Raw genomic sequence first — 18,024 nt, forward strand, 5'->3', positions numbered from 1 at the left:
GGGAGATCATCGGAAAATGCCGTCAATCTGACGCGAACCGCTCTCCATACGATGCACGTTGTTCCTTGATTGCAATGTTCAGCTGACGAGCAGTTGCCGTTCGGCTTCGACGGTGCCCGAGCCGGGGATGTCGTCGCAACGCGTGCACGCCACCGGGCTGTCGGCACGATGCGCGAAACAACAGGTCGGATCGACGGGGCGCTTCGATCCGACCCGGGCAGGGGTTAATTTCGTTCGAACACGCTGGCGTAAAATCCATCGAGCTTAACGGTAACGGTGACGGGCTTGTCTTCCCGGTTCTTCCAGTACCAGCCATGCGTCCCGGCGAAGGGGGCGGTGAAGCTACCCTGGGAAGACGTTATGTCCTTCTGTTTCCAATAGTCGGTGAACTCGTCCTCCTTCCCACCGGTCGGCTCACCATGCATGTCGGCGCGGACCGGACCTGTCGATGTCCAGCGAAAATTGAAGCTGTCGCCGGCCTGCATCCGCGCCTTCACCTCGATCCCCTTGCCGGGGGCGAGGATGACCGTCTTTTCGTCGCTGCGGAACGGCGTGGCACGGGCGATATTCGCCTGGGTCTGCGCGGCAACCGCAACGGCGACCGGGGCGGCCGCCGGCATGGTCGAGGGCGTCGCGTCGTCGACCGCATCTTCGCCGGCCGCCATGCGGGTCAGGCCGAGCGCCTTGCCGACCCCGGTCGGATCGATCGCATATTCGGCCGGCAGCACGAACAGCACGAGGATCGCGGCCCCCGCCGCCAGCGCAGCGATCGACGCCCGCCCCAGCGTCCGGGGCGAGGCATGATAGGGCGTGGTGGTGGTGGCAACCGTCATGCGACCTTCTCCGTCATGAAACCGGCGAGCTGATAGCCGGTGAGAACGATCCCCGCGCACATCAGCGCAGCGTTGGCAACGACGACGCTGCGGGTAAAGCTGGGTGAGCGCCGCCACAGCGTCATCAGGATCAGGATGATGCCGAGCGCCATGAACTGCCCCATTTCCACCCCGACATTGAAGCTGACGAGGTTGGGGATCAGCCCGTCGCGCGACGCGATCAGATCCTGCAACTTGGTCGCCAGGCCAAAGCCGTGGAAAAACCCGAAGATCAGCACCGCCGCCTTCTGGTTCGGCTGAAACCCGATCAGCGTCGGAAAGGCACCCAGATTGTCGAGCGCCTTGTAGACCACCGACAGCCCGATGATCGCGTCGATCAGATAGGGATTGGCGTGAATGTTGAAGAACACCCCGGCCAGCAGCGTCGTACTATGCCCGATCGCGAACAGCGTGACATAGGTACCGACATCCTTCAGCCGGTACAGGAAGAAGATGACGCCGAACAGGAACAGCAGGTGATCGTACCCGGTCACCATGTGTTTCGCACCCAGATACATGTAAGGCACGATGTTGATGCCCGGATTGTTCTGGATGAACGCCTTGTCCCCTTCGGCGACACCATGCGCCGCGGCGACCCCGTGCAGGCCGAGCGCCACGGCCGCGCCGAACAGCGGCCACGCGCGACGCAGCCCCCTCATTTGACGGCAAAGGTCGCGGTCTGCCGCGCCTGGGTCTTCCTGTCGATCAGCAGGACGCCGACCTTCGATCCGACGGCGATCTTCGCGCCCTTGGCGACGAACTGGTTCTTGGCCGCGGGCGTCAGCACGATCTCGCTGCGCTGCGCACCGGTGGTGACGAACAGCTTGCCCATCATGCCGGCGGCCGGGACTTCGTCACCGTCCTCCATGACATAGAGCGACACGCCGGCCGGCGCGCGGACCAGTTCGAACACGGTCTCGCCGACTTCGACGACCTGTCCGCCATGCCGCGGCTTGTCGTCGCCATGGGCCAGAGCGGGGGTGGCGATCAGCGCGAGGGCGATCGACAGAGTCTTGAACTTCATAGGATATCTCCGGGAAAGGACTTATTGCTCGGGTGCGTGCGGCAACGTGAAGGACAGGGTCGCCGTATGTTCGTAATGGTCGATCTTGGTCGGCTGATCGGTCGGCGAGACATAGACGGCGCGCAGCACGTTCAGCCCCTGGTTGCGGACCGGCAGGGTCACCGTCCCATCGGCCTTGGTCTCGACCTCCGCCGCGTCGGGGTCGTTGACCATGTCATTGATCAGCTTGACGCCCGACACGGGCTTGCCCTTGAAATACACGCGATAGGTCATCGGCGTGCCGAGCTTGGCTGGCAGTGCGCCGACCGGCACGATCTGGAGCAACTGTGACGGGATCAGCGGCACCGGCTTGGTCAGCGCGCCCTGAATGGTCGTCGCGTACTTGATCGTGGTCTCGCTCTTTACCGAATTGGGTACCTCGTCCTTCGGCTTCTTGACGAACTCGCCGTCGGGCAGCTTCGACCAGGTCCCGTTCTGCAGCACCGCGCTGACCAAGGCCGGCGGGGCATCGGTATCGACCACCACCAGTGCCCCGTTGGTGCGCAACTGCGCGCCGATCGGGTTCAGGTCCGCATCCCATGCCTGCACATTTTCCATGTTGGGCTGGCGCTTCACCGCTTCGAGATCGTCTGCGCCGATGCCGTAGATGATCGCGATCTGCTTGGCGCGCTGCGCGAACCATATTCCGTGCGCACCGGCCAGCGTGGGTGCAAGCATACCGGTTGATACGGCAGCGGTGTACAAGAACATCTTCAGTCTGGTCATGTTGTTGCCCCTTCGCTGTGACAGGTTAGTCGTAATCGAAGTGTGTCGTATGGAATCACCATTTTCTGCGGCCTCGCGGCATAATGTGCCGGATCAGTGTGATCCGTGACATTCCGGAAAGCCATGTCAGGTGTAAGTATGTATGCTACACATCAGAAATACTTCAGCCATTTGATGTCGCGACGACGCTGCTTCAGTCGCGAAAACCAGGCAGTCGGCAGATACAGCGGCAACAGAAGCGCGAAGTACCAAACTACCACGCCACCGTAATTGTCGAAGCCATAGGTCTCACCGTGGTTCGGTCCCCAAATAGCTAGCGCACTATGGTAGAAGATGCGCAGCACGGTCAGATGGAAGAGGTAGAAGAACATCGGCGCTCCGCCAAAGACGGCAAGCGCAGCGGTCAGACGGGAAGTGTCGATCCTTTCGAACAGGGCGAGCACCACTGCGCCAACGCCCAGCGTCGGCAACAGGAACAGAAGCGACGCCGGGTACTTCGTCATGGAGATGAAGCTGAGAGTCGTTCGTACCGGGTCACCTTCCACGACGAACCACGGGTGATCGCCATAGACATTGAGAAAGCGCAGCACGAAGAACGCGGCGATCATGCCAAAGCCGAGCCGTAGCAGGCGCTGCTGCCGAACCGCTGGTGCCACGTCCGGCCGGAACCATGGTCCGATCCCGAAGCCCAGTGAGATGACACCGATCCAGGGCAGGATCGGATAGGTCGTCTTCGCCAGAAAGCCGAACGGCAGCGCAACCGTGTCCCGCTGATGCAGGATCGCCCAGAGCGGGAACAGGCTGTCATCCGGTTGCAGGCGGATGGGGTCGAGCAGGTTGTGGCAGCAGACCAGCGCCAGACCCACACCGATCAGTGCCGGTCGGGGCAACCGCATCAGCACGCTGAGCAGGATCATGCAGATGCCGATGCACCATATGACCTGTAACCAGAACGTCGGTTGCGGCACGATACCCCAATATAGCGGCCCGAGGTAGAGCAGTTCGAAGGCGATGAGCAGCGAGCCCCGCTTCAGGAGATAAGCGGTGGTTTCCTTGACGGTATGGTTCACACTGAACAGGTAGACGCCCAGTCCTGTCAGCGCGACAAAGATCGGTGCGCAGAAACTTACGATGAACCGGGCAAATCCTACCGCTGGCAAAATCGTTCGCGCGTCGACCGGATCTGTTACCGGAAGATATACAAACCACGTCTCTCGCATGTGATCCAGAAGCATGAGGACCATGACCAGTCCCCGCAACGCATCGATGTTCTGCAGCCGGGTCCGCGCAGCTGGTTTCGCGACGCTATCGGTGCGAGGCTGGATTGATTCGGAAGCAATCGATGCGATCGACGCCATCTGCTGTTCCCCAACTATACGGCATGTGCCGATCTTGCTGCATCATGACGGCATTGGTTTGGCGATATGTCCCGCGTTCATGTGAAAGATCGTCTGTGTGTGCCGCATTGCACAAGCTTTGCGACATGATCTGTCGCGGCAACAATCAGGCTTTTGAATGTATACGATCTCATGCGCTTGTAGATTGCGGCTTACGACGGCTCCGCAATTTTCTACCTAGTTGGCGTTGAATGCTGTCCGTTCCAGAGACTTGCAGCCCCGAACAGGAGAAGGCGCCGCGAATGCATCGTCATCGATAACAGTCCCCATCACCGAGTTCGGATACCATCATCATAGGTCACTCGTGGAACGCATTGATACGCACCCCGCCTCCGTTCGCTACGGACGCTTACATTGGCATGACGTATCGCCTTGAAGGCCAAATCGAATGAGAATTTTCATCGTTCTTTGGCAGAAAGAATTATTCTCGCTGATCGCGAGCAAATCCTTCGGCAAGTAAAGTATCATAATTCCAGCCAATTAAGTGTCCTGATCGGGAGAATGTCTTACCCAAACCCTGACACGCCGGTGAGAATGCCGCGCTTCGTCGCTGCGGTCGCAATGCACTGCTGCACTACGCGGATTCGGCAGCGACGAAGCACAGCTTCCCCTAGGCCGTTCCAGGCGAGCCGTTCGGTTCGACTGCCGGTGCGGTCGGTGAGGAACGAGGGTTGCCAGACCACCGATCGACGAACGCACTGATTGCAGGCAGCACCAGCAGCGTCAGTATCGTCGACGTAATCAGTCCTCCGATCACCACCGTAGCAAGCGGCCGTTGCACCTCGGCCCCGGTGCCGGTCGCCAATGCCATCGGCACGAACCCGAGGCTGGCGACCAATGCCGTCATCAGAACCGGACGTACCCGTTCCATCGCGCCGTCGATGATGGCACGGTCTTCGGTGGCGCCCTCGTCACGGTGCTTGCGGATCGCGCTCATCATCACGAGACCGTTCAGGACGGCCACGCCCGACAGGGCGATGAAGCCGACAGCCGCGGTGATCGAGAAGGGGATACCGCGCAGCAAGAGTGCAAAGACGCCACCCGCCAGCGCCATGGGTACCGCCGAAAAGACGATTCCTGCCGATGCGAAGCTGCCCAGGGCCATGAACAGCAAGGCATAGATGGCGACGAAGCAGATCGGCACAACGATCAGAAGGCGCAACCGTGCCGACTGCAGGCTTTCGAACGTTCCGCCCCATGCCGTGTACATGCCGGTCGGAAGTTGCATCCGCCCGATCTTCGCCTGCGCTTCCGCGACGAAGCCGCCCAGATCGCGACCACGCACGTTGATCTGCACGACCACCATACGTTTGCCGTTTTCCCGGCTGATCTGGTTCAGTCCCTGGGTGTAGCTGAACCGCGCAACCTGACTGAGCGGGATCGAACGCGCGACCTGTTGATCTGCGGCGGGTAGCATGACCGGGATCGAACCCAGCGCCTCGACATCGTCGCGTTGCGCATCGGGCAGACGGACGACCACGTCGAAGCGGCGGTCCCCCTCGAACAGCAAGCCGGCGTGCCGGCCGCCCAGCGCTGCGGACACGGTATTCGCCACCTCCTCGACCGACAGACCATAGCGGCCTGCCGCCTGACGATCGATCTGGACGTCGAAGGTTGGTGCGCCGGACGTCTGTTCGGCGCTTACGTCCGCTGCACCGGGAATGGTCCGAACGGCAGATGCAATATGTCTGGCCTGTTCGCTCATCGCGTCGAGGTCATCGCCATAGAGTTTGATCGCGACGTCCGAACGAACGCCCGCGATCAGCTCGTTGAAGCGCATCTGGATCGGCTGCTGGATTTCCGTCCGATTACCGATCAGCGGCTTCATCCGCTCCTCGATCCGACGCAGGATATCCTCCTTGCTCTTCACGTCCGCGGGCCATTCGCTTTCCGGCTTGGGAATGACGTAGGTGTCAGACGCGTTGGGTGGCATCGGATCGGTGCCAAGATCGGCATTGCCGTTCTTCGAGAACACCAGCGCGACTTCGGGCATGGTCTTCAGCGCATCCTCGATCTGAAGCTGCATCCGGGTCGACTGGTCGATCGAGGCCGATGGTACGCGAAAGTTGGTGACCGTGATGTCCTTCTCGTCGAGTTGCGGCATGAACTCCTCGCCGAGAAGACCGAAGCTCAATACCGCCGCGACGAACACGGCGACGCCGCCCAGGATGAACGGTATCGGCCGCGCAACGGCCCGGTTGAGTACCGGAGCGTAGCGCTCCTTGAACCAGCGGATCGGCTTCACCTCCGTTTCGCTGACACGCCCCTTGACGACGATGGCGATCATTGCCGGAATGAAGGTCAGCGACAGGATGAACGCGGATGCGAGCGCGAGCATGAGCGTGACGGCCATCGGCGCGAACGTCTTCCCCTCGACCCCCTGAAAGGTGAGCAGCGGCACGAAGACGAGGAAGATGATGAGCTGACCATAGACGGTCGGACGCACCATTTCCTGTGCGGCGAGCGTGGTTTCCTCCATCCGTTCGTCACGGGTGAGCAAGCGCCCTTCATGTTCCTGACGTTCGGCAAGACGGCGCAGGGCATTCTCGACGATGATGACCGCGCCGTCGACGATCAGGCCGAAGTCGAGCGCGCCGAGACTCATCAGGTTCCCGGATACGCCCAGACCGTTCATGCCCGCGGCCGTCATCAGCATGGTAATGGGAATGACCGCTGCGGTGATGAGAGCGGCGCGGATGTTGCCGAGCAGCAGGAACAGGACGACGATGACGAGCAGCGCGCCCTCGGTCAGATTCTTCTCGACCGTCGCGATCGTCGCATCGACCAGCTTGGAGCGGTTGTAGACCGGTTCGGCGAAGATGTCCGACGGCAGGGCCTTGTTGATCTCGGTCAGCTTGCCGGCGGCGTCGGTCGCGACGATCCGGCTGTTGTCGCCGACCAGCATCAACACGGTCGAGATGACCGCCTCCGATCCCATGCGACTACCCGAACCGGTGCGGACCGCTCCGCCGATGACGACCTCGCCCACATCCTTGACGCGAACGGGTACGCCGTTGCGGGTGGCGACGACCGCTTCCTGAATATCCCCAATCGATTTCAGCCGGGCATCGGCCCTGACCAGGAAACTCTCCCCCGCACGGCGGACATAGTTGGACCCGGCCGACAGGTTGGCCCGCTCCATCGCATCGGCCAGCTCCGTGACCGACAAGCCGTAGCTGGCGAGCGCGTTCAGGTTCGGCTCGATCAGATACTGCTTCACATAGCCGCCGTTGGAATCGACGCCCGCCACGCCACGCACAGCACGCATTTGCGGTCGGATGATCCAGTCCTGGACCGTGCGCAGATAGGCCGCCTTCGCAAGCTCGGTGGTCAGTCGTTCTCCCTCGGGCGTGAGGTAGCTCCCGTCCGACTGCCAACCCGGCTTGCCGTCTACGGCCTTCACCCCCTTCCCGTCGGGGTGCCGGAAGGCGACCGAATAGAAAAAGATTTCGCCAAGGCCCGTGCTGAGCGGCGCCAGGATCGGCTGTACGCCGGCCGGCAGGCTGTCGCGCGACTGCGCAAGGCGTTCGGTCACCTGCTGGCGCGCGAAATAAATGTCGGTCGCATCCGTGAACACGGCCGTGACCTGGCTGAAACCGTTGCGCGAAATCGATCGCGTCATCTCGAGACCGGGAATGCCGGCCAGCGCCGTCTCCACCGGAAACGTCACCTGTTTCTCGATGTCGACCGGTCCCAGGGTCGGTGCGAACGTGCTGATCTGGACCTGCCGGTTCGTGACATCGGGAACCGCATCAATCGGCAGCTTCGTGATCTGCCAGAGGCCGAAGGCCATGACGACAAGGGTCAGGAATGCGACCAGCCATCGCATTCGAACCGACAGCGAAAGGATGCGGGCGATCATTCGGCCGACTCCTTCTCGATCTCGGCCTTCAGCAGAAAGGCGTTGGTCGTGGCGATCCGCGTGCCTGCGGAAAGGCCGTTCGTGACCGCGGCCATGCCGCCCGATCGGCTGCGCACCTGTACAGGCTGCGCGCGGAAACCCTGTGCGGTACGGACGAACACGACGGTATCGGTTCCAAGGGTCTGTACCGCATCCTGCGGGACCATCACGCCGTTGCCCGACGTTCCGCCGCTGGCGAGAATGCGGGCCTGCACCAGCTGTCCCGGCACCAATGTGCTGCCACCCCCACTGGGCGTAACCACCACTGTTGCGGCCCGGGTCTGCGGATCGACGACGCCCGTCGCCGCGCGAACACGGCCATCGATCGAGCGACCGTCGCTTGTCGTCAGCTGTACGCGATCACCTTCGCGAATGCGGCTTGCGTCCACAGGAGGGACGTTGGCCGTGATCTGAAGCCGGCGCGGGTCGGCCACGCGGAACAGTTCGGTTTCGGCGGCTACAAACTGACCGAGGTTCGCGGCCGCGCTGGTGACACGGCCGGAGACCGGACTGACGACGGCAACCGAACGGCCATCGCCCGCCACGCGGGCGGCACCGGCTGCGGCACTGGCGCGACGTGCATCCGCCTGCGCGACGGCAAGGTTGGCTTGCGCGCTTTCATAATCGGCGCGCGGCGTGACACCCTGCGCCAACAGCCCGCGCTCGCGCTCAAGCTGGCGAGCCGCAAGCGTGACCCGTGCCGAAGCGGCTGCGCGATCGGCAGCGATCTGGGATGCGTCCCGGCTTTCGACCATTGCCAGCGTCTGGCCGGCACGCACGGAATCGCCGATGCGCACCATGATCCGACTGATCGTGCCCGGTGCCCCGGAAGTCAGCAGCGCTTCTGCATCCGGTGCCGCCTCGACCGTGGCGGATGCAGGGATCGCAGCGTCGAGTGCGCCCGCAGTCGCCGGCGCAACAGCGATCCTCGACGCTGCGAGCGCCTGGGGCGTCATCGTTACGACGTTTGACGGTTTTGCTTCCTCTACGCTCTCGCTAGCGACTGGCGCGGGCACGGGGGGCTGGGTCAGGCGCGCGGCACCGAAACCTAGCGCAGCGGCAACGACCACACCGATCGCCACGCCGGTGAACAGGCGATTCTTCTCGGTCATTGGACCGTTTCTCCAGTAATGCTGAGGCCCTGCAGACGGGCAAGATCGGCGCACGCGTCGAAGCGGGCGGTGGCGGCATCGAGGATGACCCCGCGTGCAACCCCAAGATTGTGTCGGGCGACGAGCAGTTCGATCAGCGGGCTCTTGCCCGCTTCATATGCGATACGTGCAAGGCGATAGCCTTCCTCTGCTGTCGCCATCGTCCGCCTTGCGGCGATCGCCCGGTTATCCGCTGCGGCAACGAGCGCGAGGGCGGCACGGGTGTCACCTTCGGCTTCGAGACGGGCGGCCGCCGCGCGTGCTTCGACCGCTTGCAGTTCGGCACTGGCCGCAGCGATGTTCCCGCGATTTCGGTCGAAGAACGGCAGCGGAACGGTTACCCCGGCGACGACCGCCGGCCCACTGGCTACCCGGAGCTGCCGGACGCCCAGCTGGGCGGTGACGTTTGGAATGGCAAGTCGCTGCTGTACCGCCACCGCGCGCGCCGCCGCTTCGCGCTCGGCCGCCGCAACACGCACCGTGGTTGCCTGCATCGGATCGATCGGGCCGGTGGCGGGCCTGGCGTCGAGACGATCGAGCAGCGATTCCGCTATGCCGACATAGGGCGTCGAGATTCCGGCCAATGCTGACAGTCGTGCCAGCGCGGCGGTCTTTATTGCCCGGCTCGTCTCGAATTCCGCCTGAAGCGTGTTCAGCTCGGTTTCGGCCTGCACCTGACGAAGGCGCGCTTCCTTGCCGGCTCCGACCAGTGCCCGTGCTACCTTCAGGTCCGACGTCGCCTCTTCGACCTCGTCCTCCGCCAGACCAATGCGGCGATCTGCGATCTCCACGGCAGCATAGGCGCGGGCCAATTCGGTGGCATAGGCGAGCCTGCCATCAAGGCTACGTGCCTGTGCTGCGGCAACCCCGGCGTCGCCTGCCGCGATCCGGGCGGCACGCTTGCCGCCAAGCTCGATGGCCTGATCGATCTGGAATGTCGTCTGCTGCTGGTTGCTGGCATTCGCGGAACGATCCCCGGCGAAGTTTTCGGCATAGACGTTGAAAAACGGGTTTGGCCGGGCGCGCGCCTGCGCGGCGAGCCCACGGGTGCGGGCGACGTCGGCTTCAAGGGCCATCACGCGCGGAACGTCGCGTGTCCGGGCCAAGAGCTGCGAAAAGGGTGGCGCGGTCTGTGCACAGGCCGCACCTGCGGGACAAAGCGCCGCAAGCGTACCGGCCAGCGCAATCACGCGCTGCCGGCCGAAACTGCCGATCATGATGAGATTCCTTGACGTGGAGAGACGCAGGCGGCGCAAAGCGCCAGCAAGCATCAGCCGCGCGGGGGTCTCAGCAACTGTGACGGATCAAGGCCGATGACGAGCGGCGCTACCAACGTTACCCAGGCACGATAGATCGTCATATTGCCTGCCGTCGGGACGGAAATATCGCCGAAGCCGATCCAGTGGCTTGCCGCGTGGGCGAGAACATGGACCGGATTGTCGGGCTCACCCTCGTGGGATGATCCATGATCGTCCTCATCGATCGAGACTGCACCGTCGAGGTGATCGGAAGCGTCGCGCAGCTCGGTGCGATCATGGTCATGAACGAACCCGCTATGCCATCCGGTCACGGCGACGATGCCGAGCATGGCGAACATTGCCAGCACGACACCTAGCACCGCGGGAAAGGACCGGAACAACGCCATCGATCCGATGCTATGGTCCGGTTGCCGTCGAGGCAAGGGTAACATCGGCGCTGCCATGGCGAATCCCGTTCGTGGTCGCCGTCCTGCAACCGTGTCGACCCGTGCAAAATTCGGCAAGATTGCATATGACGCTGCAATATCTGTGGACGGATCGATCTCGACGTACGGGATAGCGGCGACTATCGCCTGCCGCTGATCGATGTCGGCGATTCCGTAACCGGAAACGGAACCCCGACGATCGGCAACCATTGCCTGCCCGCCTTCACCAAAACATGGATCAGCGCATCTGAGTCTATGTCCATCCGGTTATGGTGACTGTCGGTCGAACTGCATACACATCATGGCGTACAAGGGCAGGGACCGGTGCCGCAGCGTCAGCAACGGATGCGACTCCACCGGCAGGTCATCGGCGGTCTTCCGCGCCGAGCGGCCAGGTTCAATGCCGTAGCGAACCGTTCCTCGAAAGCCGCGGTGGCGAGTGCCGCCTCGCCCACCGCGAGACCCCCTCGATCCCGATCCGCCATGTCCTGATTCCGGGCGACCGGTGCCACGACCAGTATGATGGTTGCACATCGGCTCGGCATTCCGCTTCTCGCGCCATCTTGCGGCAAGGATGTCGTTATTGACGGGGACGTTCAAGCGCCGGACCTTCATCGGTCGCCGGCGCACACCGCCGCGCCCGTGTCAGCCAGGCGGAGGACGGAACGGAAGCCGGAAAAATGCTCGCAATCGATATTTGTCTGACCAATCGTCAGTATCCGGCTTGATCTGGCCAGACATTACGCACTTAATGGATAAGTCTTCCATTATGTGGGAAAAACTATGCGTTCGGGCTTCGTAGCATCGCTTGCCGTCATGGCAATGGCGACCCCCGCCTGGGCGCATGATGCTTCCAGCGTCGTTCGATCGTCCCGTGCGACGTATAATCTGAACGCAGACTGGCGGACGATTACCGGCGACCCCGCCGGCGCACAGGCGTCCGCGTTTGATGACCGCGGCTGGAACCCCGCGACGCTACCCCACGCCTTCAACGAACGCGAAGCCTTTGCCCGCGACATCAAGGACCTGTCGACCGGAATCAACTGGTACCGCAAGCGGATCGCCCTTCCCGACGGTGCCGAGGCGGGCAAGGCGTTCCTCGAGTTTGAGGGTGTCCGACAGGCGGCCGAAGTCTGGGTCAACGGCACGCCGGTCGCCCTGTCCGAACATGGCGCGATGGCGTTCGGCGCGGACATCACCGCAGCGCTCAAGGCCGGTGAGAATGTCATCGCCGTGCGGGTCGACAGCGACTGGCGGTACAAGGAACGCGCGACCGGCAGCGGCTTCCAATGGAACGACCGCAATTTCAACGTGAACTATGGCGGCATCACGAAGAACGTCCGGCTGCATCTGACCCCCCGGACCTATCAGACGCTGCCACTCTATTCCGCGCTCGGCACGACCGGGCAATATGTCTGGGCCGACGCCTTCGATATCGCGGCGCGCACCGCGACGATCCACGCCGAGACGCAGGTCCGCAACGAGGAGGGCTGCCCGCGTACACTCGGCTACCGGGTCGAGATACGCGACGCGACCGGGCGGATCGTCGCGCGGGTCGATGGCGGCCGCGCGACGCTGGCACCCGGCGAGACCCGGACGCTGACCGCCGCCCGGCGTCTTACCGGCCTGAACTTCTGGAGCTGGGGCTATGGCTATCTGTACCGCGTCACCACCAGCCTGACCGAAGCGGGCAAGGTGATCGACGCGGTCGATACGCTGACGGGGTTCCGTTCGACCCGGTTCGGCGACGGCATGGTCCGGCTGAACGGGCGGGTGATGCAGGTTCATGGCTATGCGCAGCGGACGTCGAACGAATGGCCGGCGGTCGGGGTATCGATCCCCCCGTGGATCAGCGATTTTTCGAACGCGCTGATGGTGGAAAGCGGCGGCAATCTGGTCCGCTGGATGCACATCACGCCGTCGAAACAGGACATCGAAAGCGCCGACCGCGTCGGGTTGCCGCAGGCGATGCCGGCGGGCGACGCCGAGCATGACGTCGAGGGTCGCCGCTGGGAGCAGCGCACGGCATTGATGCGCGACGCGATCATCTACAACCGCAACAATCCCTCGATCCTGTTCTACGAAAGCGGCAACGAGAGCATCAGCGAGCCGCACATGGCCGCGATGAAGGCCATTCGCGACGCTCACGACCCGCATGGCGGCCGGGCGATCGGATCGCGCGAAATGCTCGACAGCAAGGTCGCCGAATATGGCGGGGAGATGCTGTATCTGAACAAGAGCGCCAGACATCCGATGTGGGCGATGGAATATAGCCGCGACGAAGGGGCGCGGCTGTATCAGGACGAATATTCCGCCCCATTCCACAAGGATGCGCCGGACTATAACCGCAATCAGGACAGCCACGCGATCGAGGATGTCCGTCGTTGGTACGATTACTACCGCATCCGGCCGGGTACCGGTCGGCGGGTCAGTTCGGGCGGGGTCAACATTATCTGGTCGGACAGCAACACCCATTATCGCGGCGATAACAACTATCGCCGATCAGGGGAGGTCGATGCGGTACGTCTGCCCAAGCGAGGCTATTTCGCGCATAAGGTGATGTGGAACGGCTGGGTCGATCCGGAGACCCCCGCGACGCACATCATGGGCCATTGGAACCATGCGCCCGGCACGATCAAGCCGGTCAGCGTGGTGTCGAACGGCGACGCGGTCGAGCTGTTCCTGAACGGTCGATCACTGGGCAAGGGTGTGCGGTCGAGCGGCTTTCTGTTCACCTGGCCGGCGGTGGCGTGGCAACCCGGCACGCTGCGCGCGGTCGCGACCGGCAGCGACGGGCAGCGATCGGAGCATGTCGTCGAAACGGTCGGCGCGCCGGTCGCGCTGCGGCTCAAGTCGCGGACCGGACCGCGCGGGTTCGTGATGGACGGTGCCGACATCGCGCTGGTCGACGTCGAGGTCGTCGATGCACAGGGTCGCCGCGTGCCCACCGCGAACGACAAGGTCGTCTTCACACTGACCGGACCGGCCGAATGGCGCGGCGGCATCGCGCAAGGCGACAGTTCGGGCAAGCCACGCGCGGCGCAAGCCGTGCAGGGAGAAGTCGTGCCCGGCACCACACCGACCGCCGGCACCGCACGCGGCGAGGATAACTACATCCTGTCGCCCAGCCTGCCGGTCGAAGCGGGGGTGAACCGCGTGCTGCTGCGGGCCGGACATACGCGTGGCGTCGTCCGACTGATGGCCAGTGCGCCGGGATTGAAGCCCGCCACGCTGACCATCCCGACCGTCGCGGCGAAGCCGGTTTCGGGCGGATTGTCGCGCGACGTTGCCGCGGCGGCGCAACCGGGCCTGCTGACGCGCGGGCCAACCCCGACGGGGGACGCGCTGAAGCCGACCCGGTCGACGCAAATGCCGGTCGCCGTCACCGCCGGATCGAACCCGGGCGACGCGGCGAAGACGTTCGACGACAATGAACTGTCGCGCTGGGCCAGCGATGGCAGCCTCGACAAGGCATGGATCGAGTATCGCTTCGCGCGGCCGGTGACGCTGAACGAGATCGAATTGAAGCTGGTCGGATGGCGATCGCGTGCCTATCCGCTGACCGTCGCCATCGACGGGCGCGAGGTGTGGCGCGGCGCGACCGAGCGGCAACTGGGCTATGCGTCCATCCCCTTCCCCGCCACGACCGGGCAGATAGTGCGGATCACGCAGGTCGGGCCGACCGAGGATCGCGACGCGTTCGGGAAGATCGTCGAACTGGCGACCGCGCGGCAGGCCGGCGACACCGGTGCCGACGCCGTGCCCGCCGGGTGGCGTCTGGCGATCGTCGAGGCCGATTTCCATGGACCGCGCTGACGCGATGTGGCGCTGGTTCACCATGCTCGCGGGCGCGCTGGCACTGCCGTCGGTGGCCGCTGCCGAGGATGCGGTGCTGTTCGACGGGCGACAACTGGCGGGGATCGTCCATGACAATTCCCCGTCCGCCCGGCTGGCGGGCGAATTGCTGGCCCGCGACCTGAAGCAATTGACCGGCCGCGCGGCGACGGTCGCGGACGATGTGTCCGGCTGTGCCCGGCTGTGCGTGGTGATCGGAACGCTGGATTCGACGCTGGTCCGCACGGTCGTGGCGGACACCGGCGTCGACCTTTCGACGATCGAAGGGACATGGGAGCGTTATGGGCGCACCCTGGTCCGGTCGAAGGGCGATCCGTCGCGTCGCTATCTGCTGATCGCCGGATCGGACCGCCGAGGCACCGTCTGGGGCGTGATCGACCTGACGCGCGAACTGGGCGTATCGGCATGGGAATGGTGGGCCGACGTAACCCCGCGTCGCGTCGATCGGCTGCGGGTCGATGGCGCGCGACGGCTGTCGGAAGCGCCATCGGTCCAGTATCGCGGCATCTTCCTGAATGACGAGGATTGGGGCCTCCAGCCCTGGGCGGCCAAGACCTACGAACCCGAGGCCGGCGATATCGGCCCCAGGACCTATGCCCGCATCTTCGAACTGATGTGGCGGCTGAAGGCCAATCTGATCTGGCCGGCGATGCATGACAGCACCACGCCCTTCTACCAGCAGCCGGGCAACGCGGCGACGGCGCACGCCTATGACATCGTCGTCGGCACGTCGCATGCCGAACCGATGCTGCGCAACAATGTCCGCGAATGGGATGAGCGGGCGCGCGGTCCCTTCAACTTCTTCACCAACCGTCCGGCGATGGTCGAATATTGGCGCGAACGCGTCGAGGCCGTGAAGGATGGCGAGCACATCTATTCGATCGGCCTGCGCGGCAAGCATGACTCGGCGATGGAAGGTGCCGACACCCCCGAACAGGCACGCGACGCAACGGCACAGGCGATCGCCATCCAACGCGACCTGCTGGCCAAGGCGCAGGGACGACCGGCGGCGCAGGTGCCGCAGGCGCTGACGCTCTACAAGGAAGTCCTCGACACCTACGCTGCCGGATTGAAAGTCCCGGACGACGTGACGCTGGTCTGGCCGGACAATAATTACGGCTATATCGCGCAGCTTCCGACCCCGACCGAACAGGCGCGTCGCGGCGGGTCGGGGGTCTATTATCACCTCTCCTACTGGGGCCGACCGCACGATTATCTCTGGCTGGCGACGACCCACCCGGCGCTGATCCGCGAACAGATGGACCGCGCGTGGCAGTCGCACGCACGCAAGCTGTGGGTCGTGAATGTCGGCGACATCAAGCCGGGCGAGTATCTGACCCAGTATTTCCTCGATCTCGCGTTCGACCATCGCATCTTTGCCCAAGTGCCGCGCGCCCATTTGCGCGACTGGTCGGCCCGGCAGTTCGGCGCGGACGTCGCCGATCGGGTTACCGCGGTGATGCTCGCCTATTACGACCTCGCCTTCGAACGACGCCCCGAGTTCATGGGGTTCGGTCAGGTCGAACCGGTCACCCCCGTCCGCACCAGCGACTATCTGCGCACCGGCGGGGACGAGGCGGAACGGCGGCTCGACCGCTATGCGGCGCTGGTCGCCGAAGCGGAAGCGATCGGCGCAGCGTTGCCCGCCGACCGGCGCGACGCTTTCTTCCAGCTTGTCCTCTATCCGGTACGCGGCGCGGCGAGCCTGAACGAACGCGTCCTGAAACTCGACCTCGCGCAGGAACATGCCAAGGCCCTGCGGGCACCGATCGTTCCGGGCAGCACGTCCGAGGCGGTCAATCGCGCCGGCAATGTCGTGCGTGCCGACATGAACGCACTGTCCGATCAGGCGCGCGCCGCGCAGCAACGCATCGCCGACGATACCGAGGCGTACAACGCGCTGATCGGCGGCAAATGGCGGGGAATGATGAACGCGGCACCGCGCAACCTGCCGGTATTCCGGACCCCGACCTTCCCGCGCGTTTCCCTGCCACGACAGGATGCGTGCGGGATCGAGGGGAGCGATCTTGCCTATGCGGAGGGTAGGGCCGGGACACGCAGTTTCACGCTCTATTCGGGCGGGGCCGATGCCGACTGGACGCTCGTTCCGTCGCCTGGCTTTGTGGCGTCCGCCACGCGCGGCAAGTTGCACGCGGCCAACGGCTATCGCATCCGGATCGCGCTGGCGCATGATGGCAATGGCTCGGGTGGCGTGAACGCGACCTGCGGCGGGAAGACGCTGAACCTGCCGATCCGTATCGCAACGCCTGCGAAGGGCGTAGCGCCGAACATCAATCATATCATCACGTTGCCGCCTGCCAGCGCGACCAGCCCGGATTGGGAAAGCGTACCGGGGTTCATCGCGATGCTGCGCAGCCGTTTGAACCTTCCGCCGGGGAATGCAGCGGCAACGCCGCTTACCTATCGGTTCGATACCGACACGACGGGTCATGCCGAGATACGCATCGTGTTGTTGCCAACCCATCCCCTGAATGCCGAGCAACACCTGCGCGTCAAGATACGCGTCGACGGAGGCGCGCTTCAGACGCTCGACTATGCGACGTTCGGACGAAGCGACGAATGGAAACGCAATATGCTGAGCAACACAGCGGTCCGGTCGCTGACCTTCCCGCAACTTGCCGCCGGTCGTCACACGGTCGAACTGTTCGCCGCGTCCCCGGGACTGCTGGTCGATCGGATCGAGGTTCGCCTGGATGGGGCACCTGCAAACTATGGCGCGCCGCTTCGATAACAAGTTGCAAGACGTCTATGGCGACCCGGTTCCAGACATTCGGACACGGTTTTCCGCTGTCCGATTTTCGCCAGGTTCCGCCGACATACGCTTCCGCAACCATGTCAGCGCGCGCCGGCGTCCTGGGCCGACGGTACCGGTCTGCCGCTTGGGCGCTGTCTGGAAAAACGTGGACCTGCATTCCGCGGCACCGGCCCGTCGCCCGGAAAATTCACATGCCCGCGAACTTCCAGACGGACTCTGTAGCGCGTTTTCGATCCGGTTGGATCATCGCCAAGGTGGCGATTTCGGTTCGTGGCAAGGCGTGAGGAAGGCGCGATGTCACAGCATCGTGACCGACGAGCAACGCCGCCACGGACCTGAAAGCGGCCCGCCGCGTCAGCGGTTGCCCGCAGGGCGATGACGGTGCTGCAACGTCGTCGGAAACCGCTTCAGCGCGCCTGCCGCGGCACGACCTGCAAGTCGGGACGTGCGCGTTCTTCCGTCGCGACCGGCATCGCAAAGAAATGGGCTTCCCATAATTCCTCGTCGGTTTTTCGCGCTTGCGAAACGTGGCCCGCCCGGTCGCCGGTATTGGTCTGCATCGATGCCCCCATCGCTCTTCCGCTGGCGTTAACCAACAT

General features: G+C 63.9%; 12 protein-coding genes. 2 read left to right on the forward strand and 10 right to left on the reverse strand.

The window, feature by feature from the left end; all coding sequences use genetic code 11:
- Nucleotides 1–224: 224 nt before the first annotated feature.
- From ASE90_RS11205 to ASE90_RS19740, 9 genes are all read right to left on the reverse strand, one after another.
- A complete protein-coding gene (locus tag ASE90_RS11205; protein ID WP_056000348.1) occupies nucleotides 225–833 on the reverse strand; it encodes a hypothetical protein in 609 nt (202 codons plus the stop codon).
- Nucleotides 830–1,531, reverse strand: coding sequence for a HupE/UreJ family protein (locus ASE90_RS11210; RefSeq protein WP_056000351.1), 702 nt, complete (start codon nucleotides 1,529–1,531; stop codon nucleotides 830–832). Before ASE90_RS11210 ends, ASE90_RS11205 begins: the two co-directional genes overlap by 4 nt.
- Complete coding sequence (locus tag ASE90_RS11215) at nucleotides 1,528–1,896, reverse strand: hypothetical protein (RefSeq protein WP_056000353.1); 369 nt, start codon at nucleotides 1,894–1,896, stop codon at nucleotides 1,528–1,530. The genes ASE90_RS11210 and ASE90_RS11215 overlap by 4 nt, the downstream gene beginning before the upstream one ends.
- Before the next feature lie 21 nt (nucleotides 1,897–1,917).
- Nucleotides 1,918–2,661 (reverse strand): DUF4198 domain-containing protein, encoded by a 744-nt coding sequence (locus ASE90_RS11220; RefSeq protein WP_056000356.1) that lies wholly within the window; start codon nucleotides 2,659–2,661, stop codon nucleotides 1,918–1,920.
- Nucleotides 2,662–2,813: 152 nt separating this feature from the next.
- Complete coding sequence (locus ASE90_RS11225) at nucleotides 2,814–4,019, reverse strand: DUF1624 domain-containing protein (RefSeq protein ID WP_056000358.1); 1,206 nt, start codon at nucleotides 4,017–4,019, stop codon at nucleotides 2,814–2,816.
- A gap of 649 nt (nucleotides 4,020–4,668) precedes the next feature.
- Nucleotides 4,669–7,920 carry an efflux RND transporter permease subunit gene (locus ASE90_RS11230; protein ID WP_056000361.1) on the reverse strand — a complete coding sequence of 1,084 codons (3,252 nt, stop codon included), beginning with the start codon at nucleotides 7,918–7,920 and terminating at the stop codon, nucleotides 4,669–4,671.
- Nucleotides 7,917–9,071 carry an efflux RND transporter periplasmic adaptor subunit gene (locus ASE90_RS11235; RefSeq protein WP_056000363.1) on the reverse strand — a complete coding sequence of 385 codons (1,155 nt, stop codon included), beginning with the start codon at nucleotides 9,069–9,071 and terminating at the stop codon, nucleotides 7,917–7,919. Before ASE90_RS11235 ends, ASE90_RS11230 begins: the two co-directional genes overlap by 4 nt.
- Nucleotides 9,068–10,366: a TolC family protein gene (locus tag ASE90_RS11240; protein WP_235531764.1), complete on the reverse strand. Its 1,299-nt coding sequence runs from the start codon at nucleotides 10,364–10,366 to the stop codon at nucleotides 9,068–9,070. The genes ASE90_RS11235 and ASE90_RS11240 overlap by 4 nt, the downstream gene beginning before the upstream one ends.
- A 14-nt stretch (nucleotides 10,367–10,380) precedes the next feature.
- Nucleotides 10,381–11,004, reverse strand: a complete 624-nt coding sequence (locus tag ASE90_RS19740; protein WP_156361543.1) for a hypothetical protein — start codon at nucleotides 11,002–11,004, stop codon at nucleotides 10,381–10,383.
- Nucleotides 11,005–11,610: 606 nt separating this feature from the next.
- On the opposite strand from ASE90_RS19740, the gene ASE90_RS11250 reads away from it, so the two are divergent.
- Nucleotides 11,611–14,610 (forward strand): DUF4982 domain-containing protein, encoded by a 3,000-nt coding sequence (locus ASE90_RS11250; RefSeq protein ID WP_235531766.1) that lies wholly within the window; start codon nucleotides 11,611–11,613, stop codon nucleotides 14,608–14,610.
- Nucleotides 14,597–17,401, forward strand: coding sequence for a glycosyl hydrolase 115 family protein (locus ASE90_RS11255; RefSeq protein WP_235531768.1), 2,805 nt, complete (start codon nucleotides 14,597–14,599; stop codon nucleotides 17,399–17,401). Before ASE90_RS11250 ends, ASE90_RS11255 begins: the two co-directional genes overlap by 14 nt.
- A 431-nt stretch (nucleotides 17,402–17,832) precedes the next feature.
- On the opposite strand, the gene ASE90_RS19745 is transcribed toward ASE90_RS11255, so the two are convergent.
- Complete coding sequence (locus tag ASE90_RS19745; protein WP_156361544.1) at nucleotides 17,833–17,985, reverse strand: hypothetical protein; 153 nt, start codon at nucleotides 17,983–17,985, stop codon at nucleotides 17,833–17,835.
- Nucleotides 17,986–18,024 lie beyond the last annotated feature (39 nt).

It is taken from the genome of Sphingomonas sp. Leaf67 (genome assembly GCF_001421965.1).
GTDB lineage: Bacteria > Pseudomonadota > Alphaproteobacteria > Sphingomonadales > Sphingomonadaceae > Sphingomonas.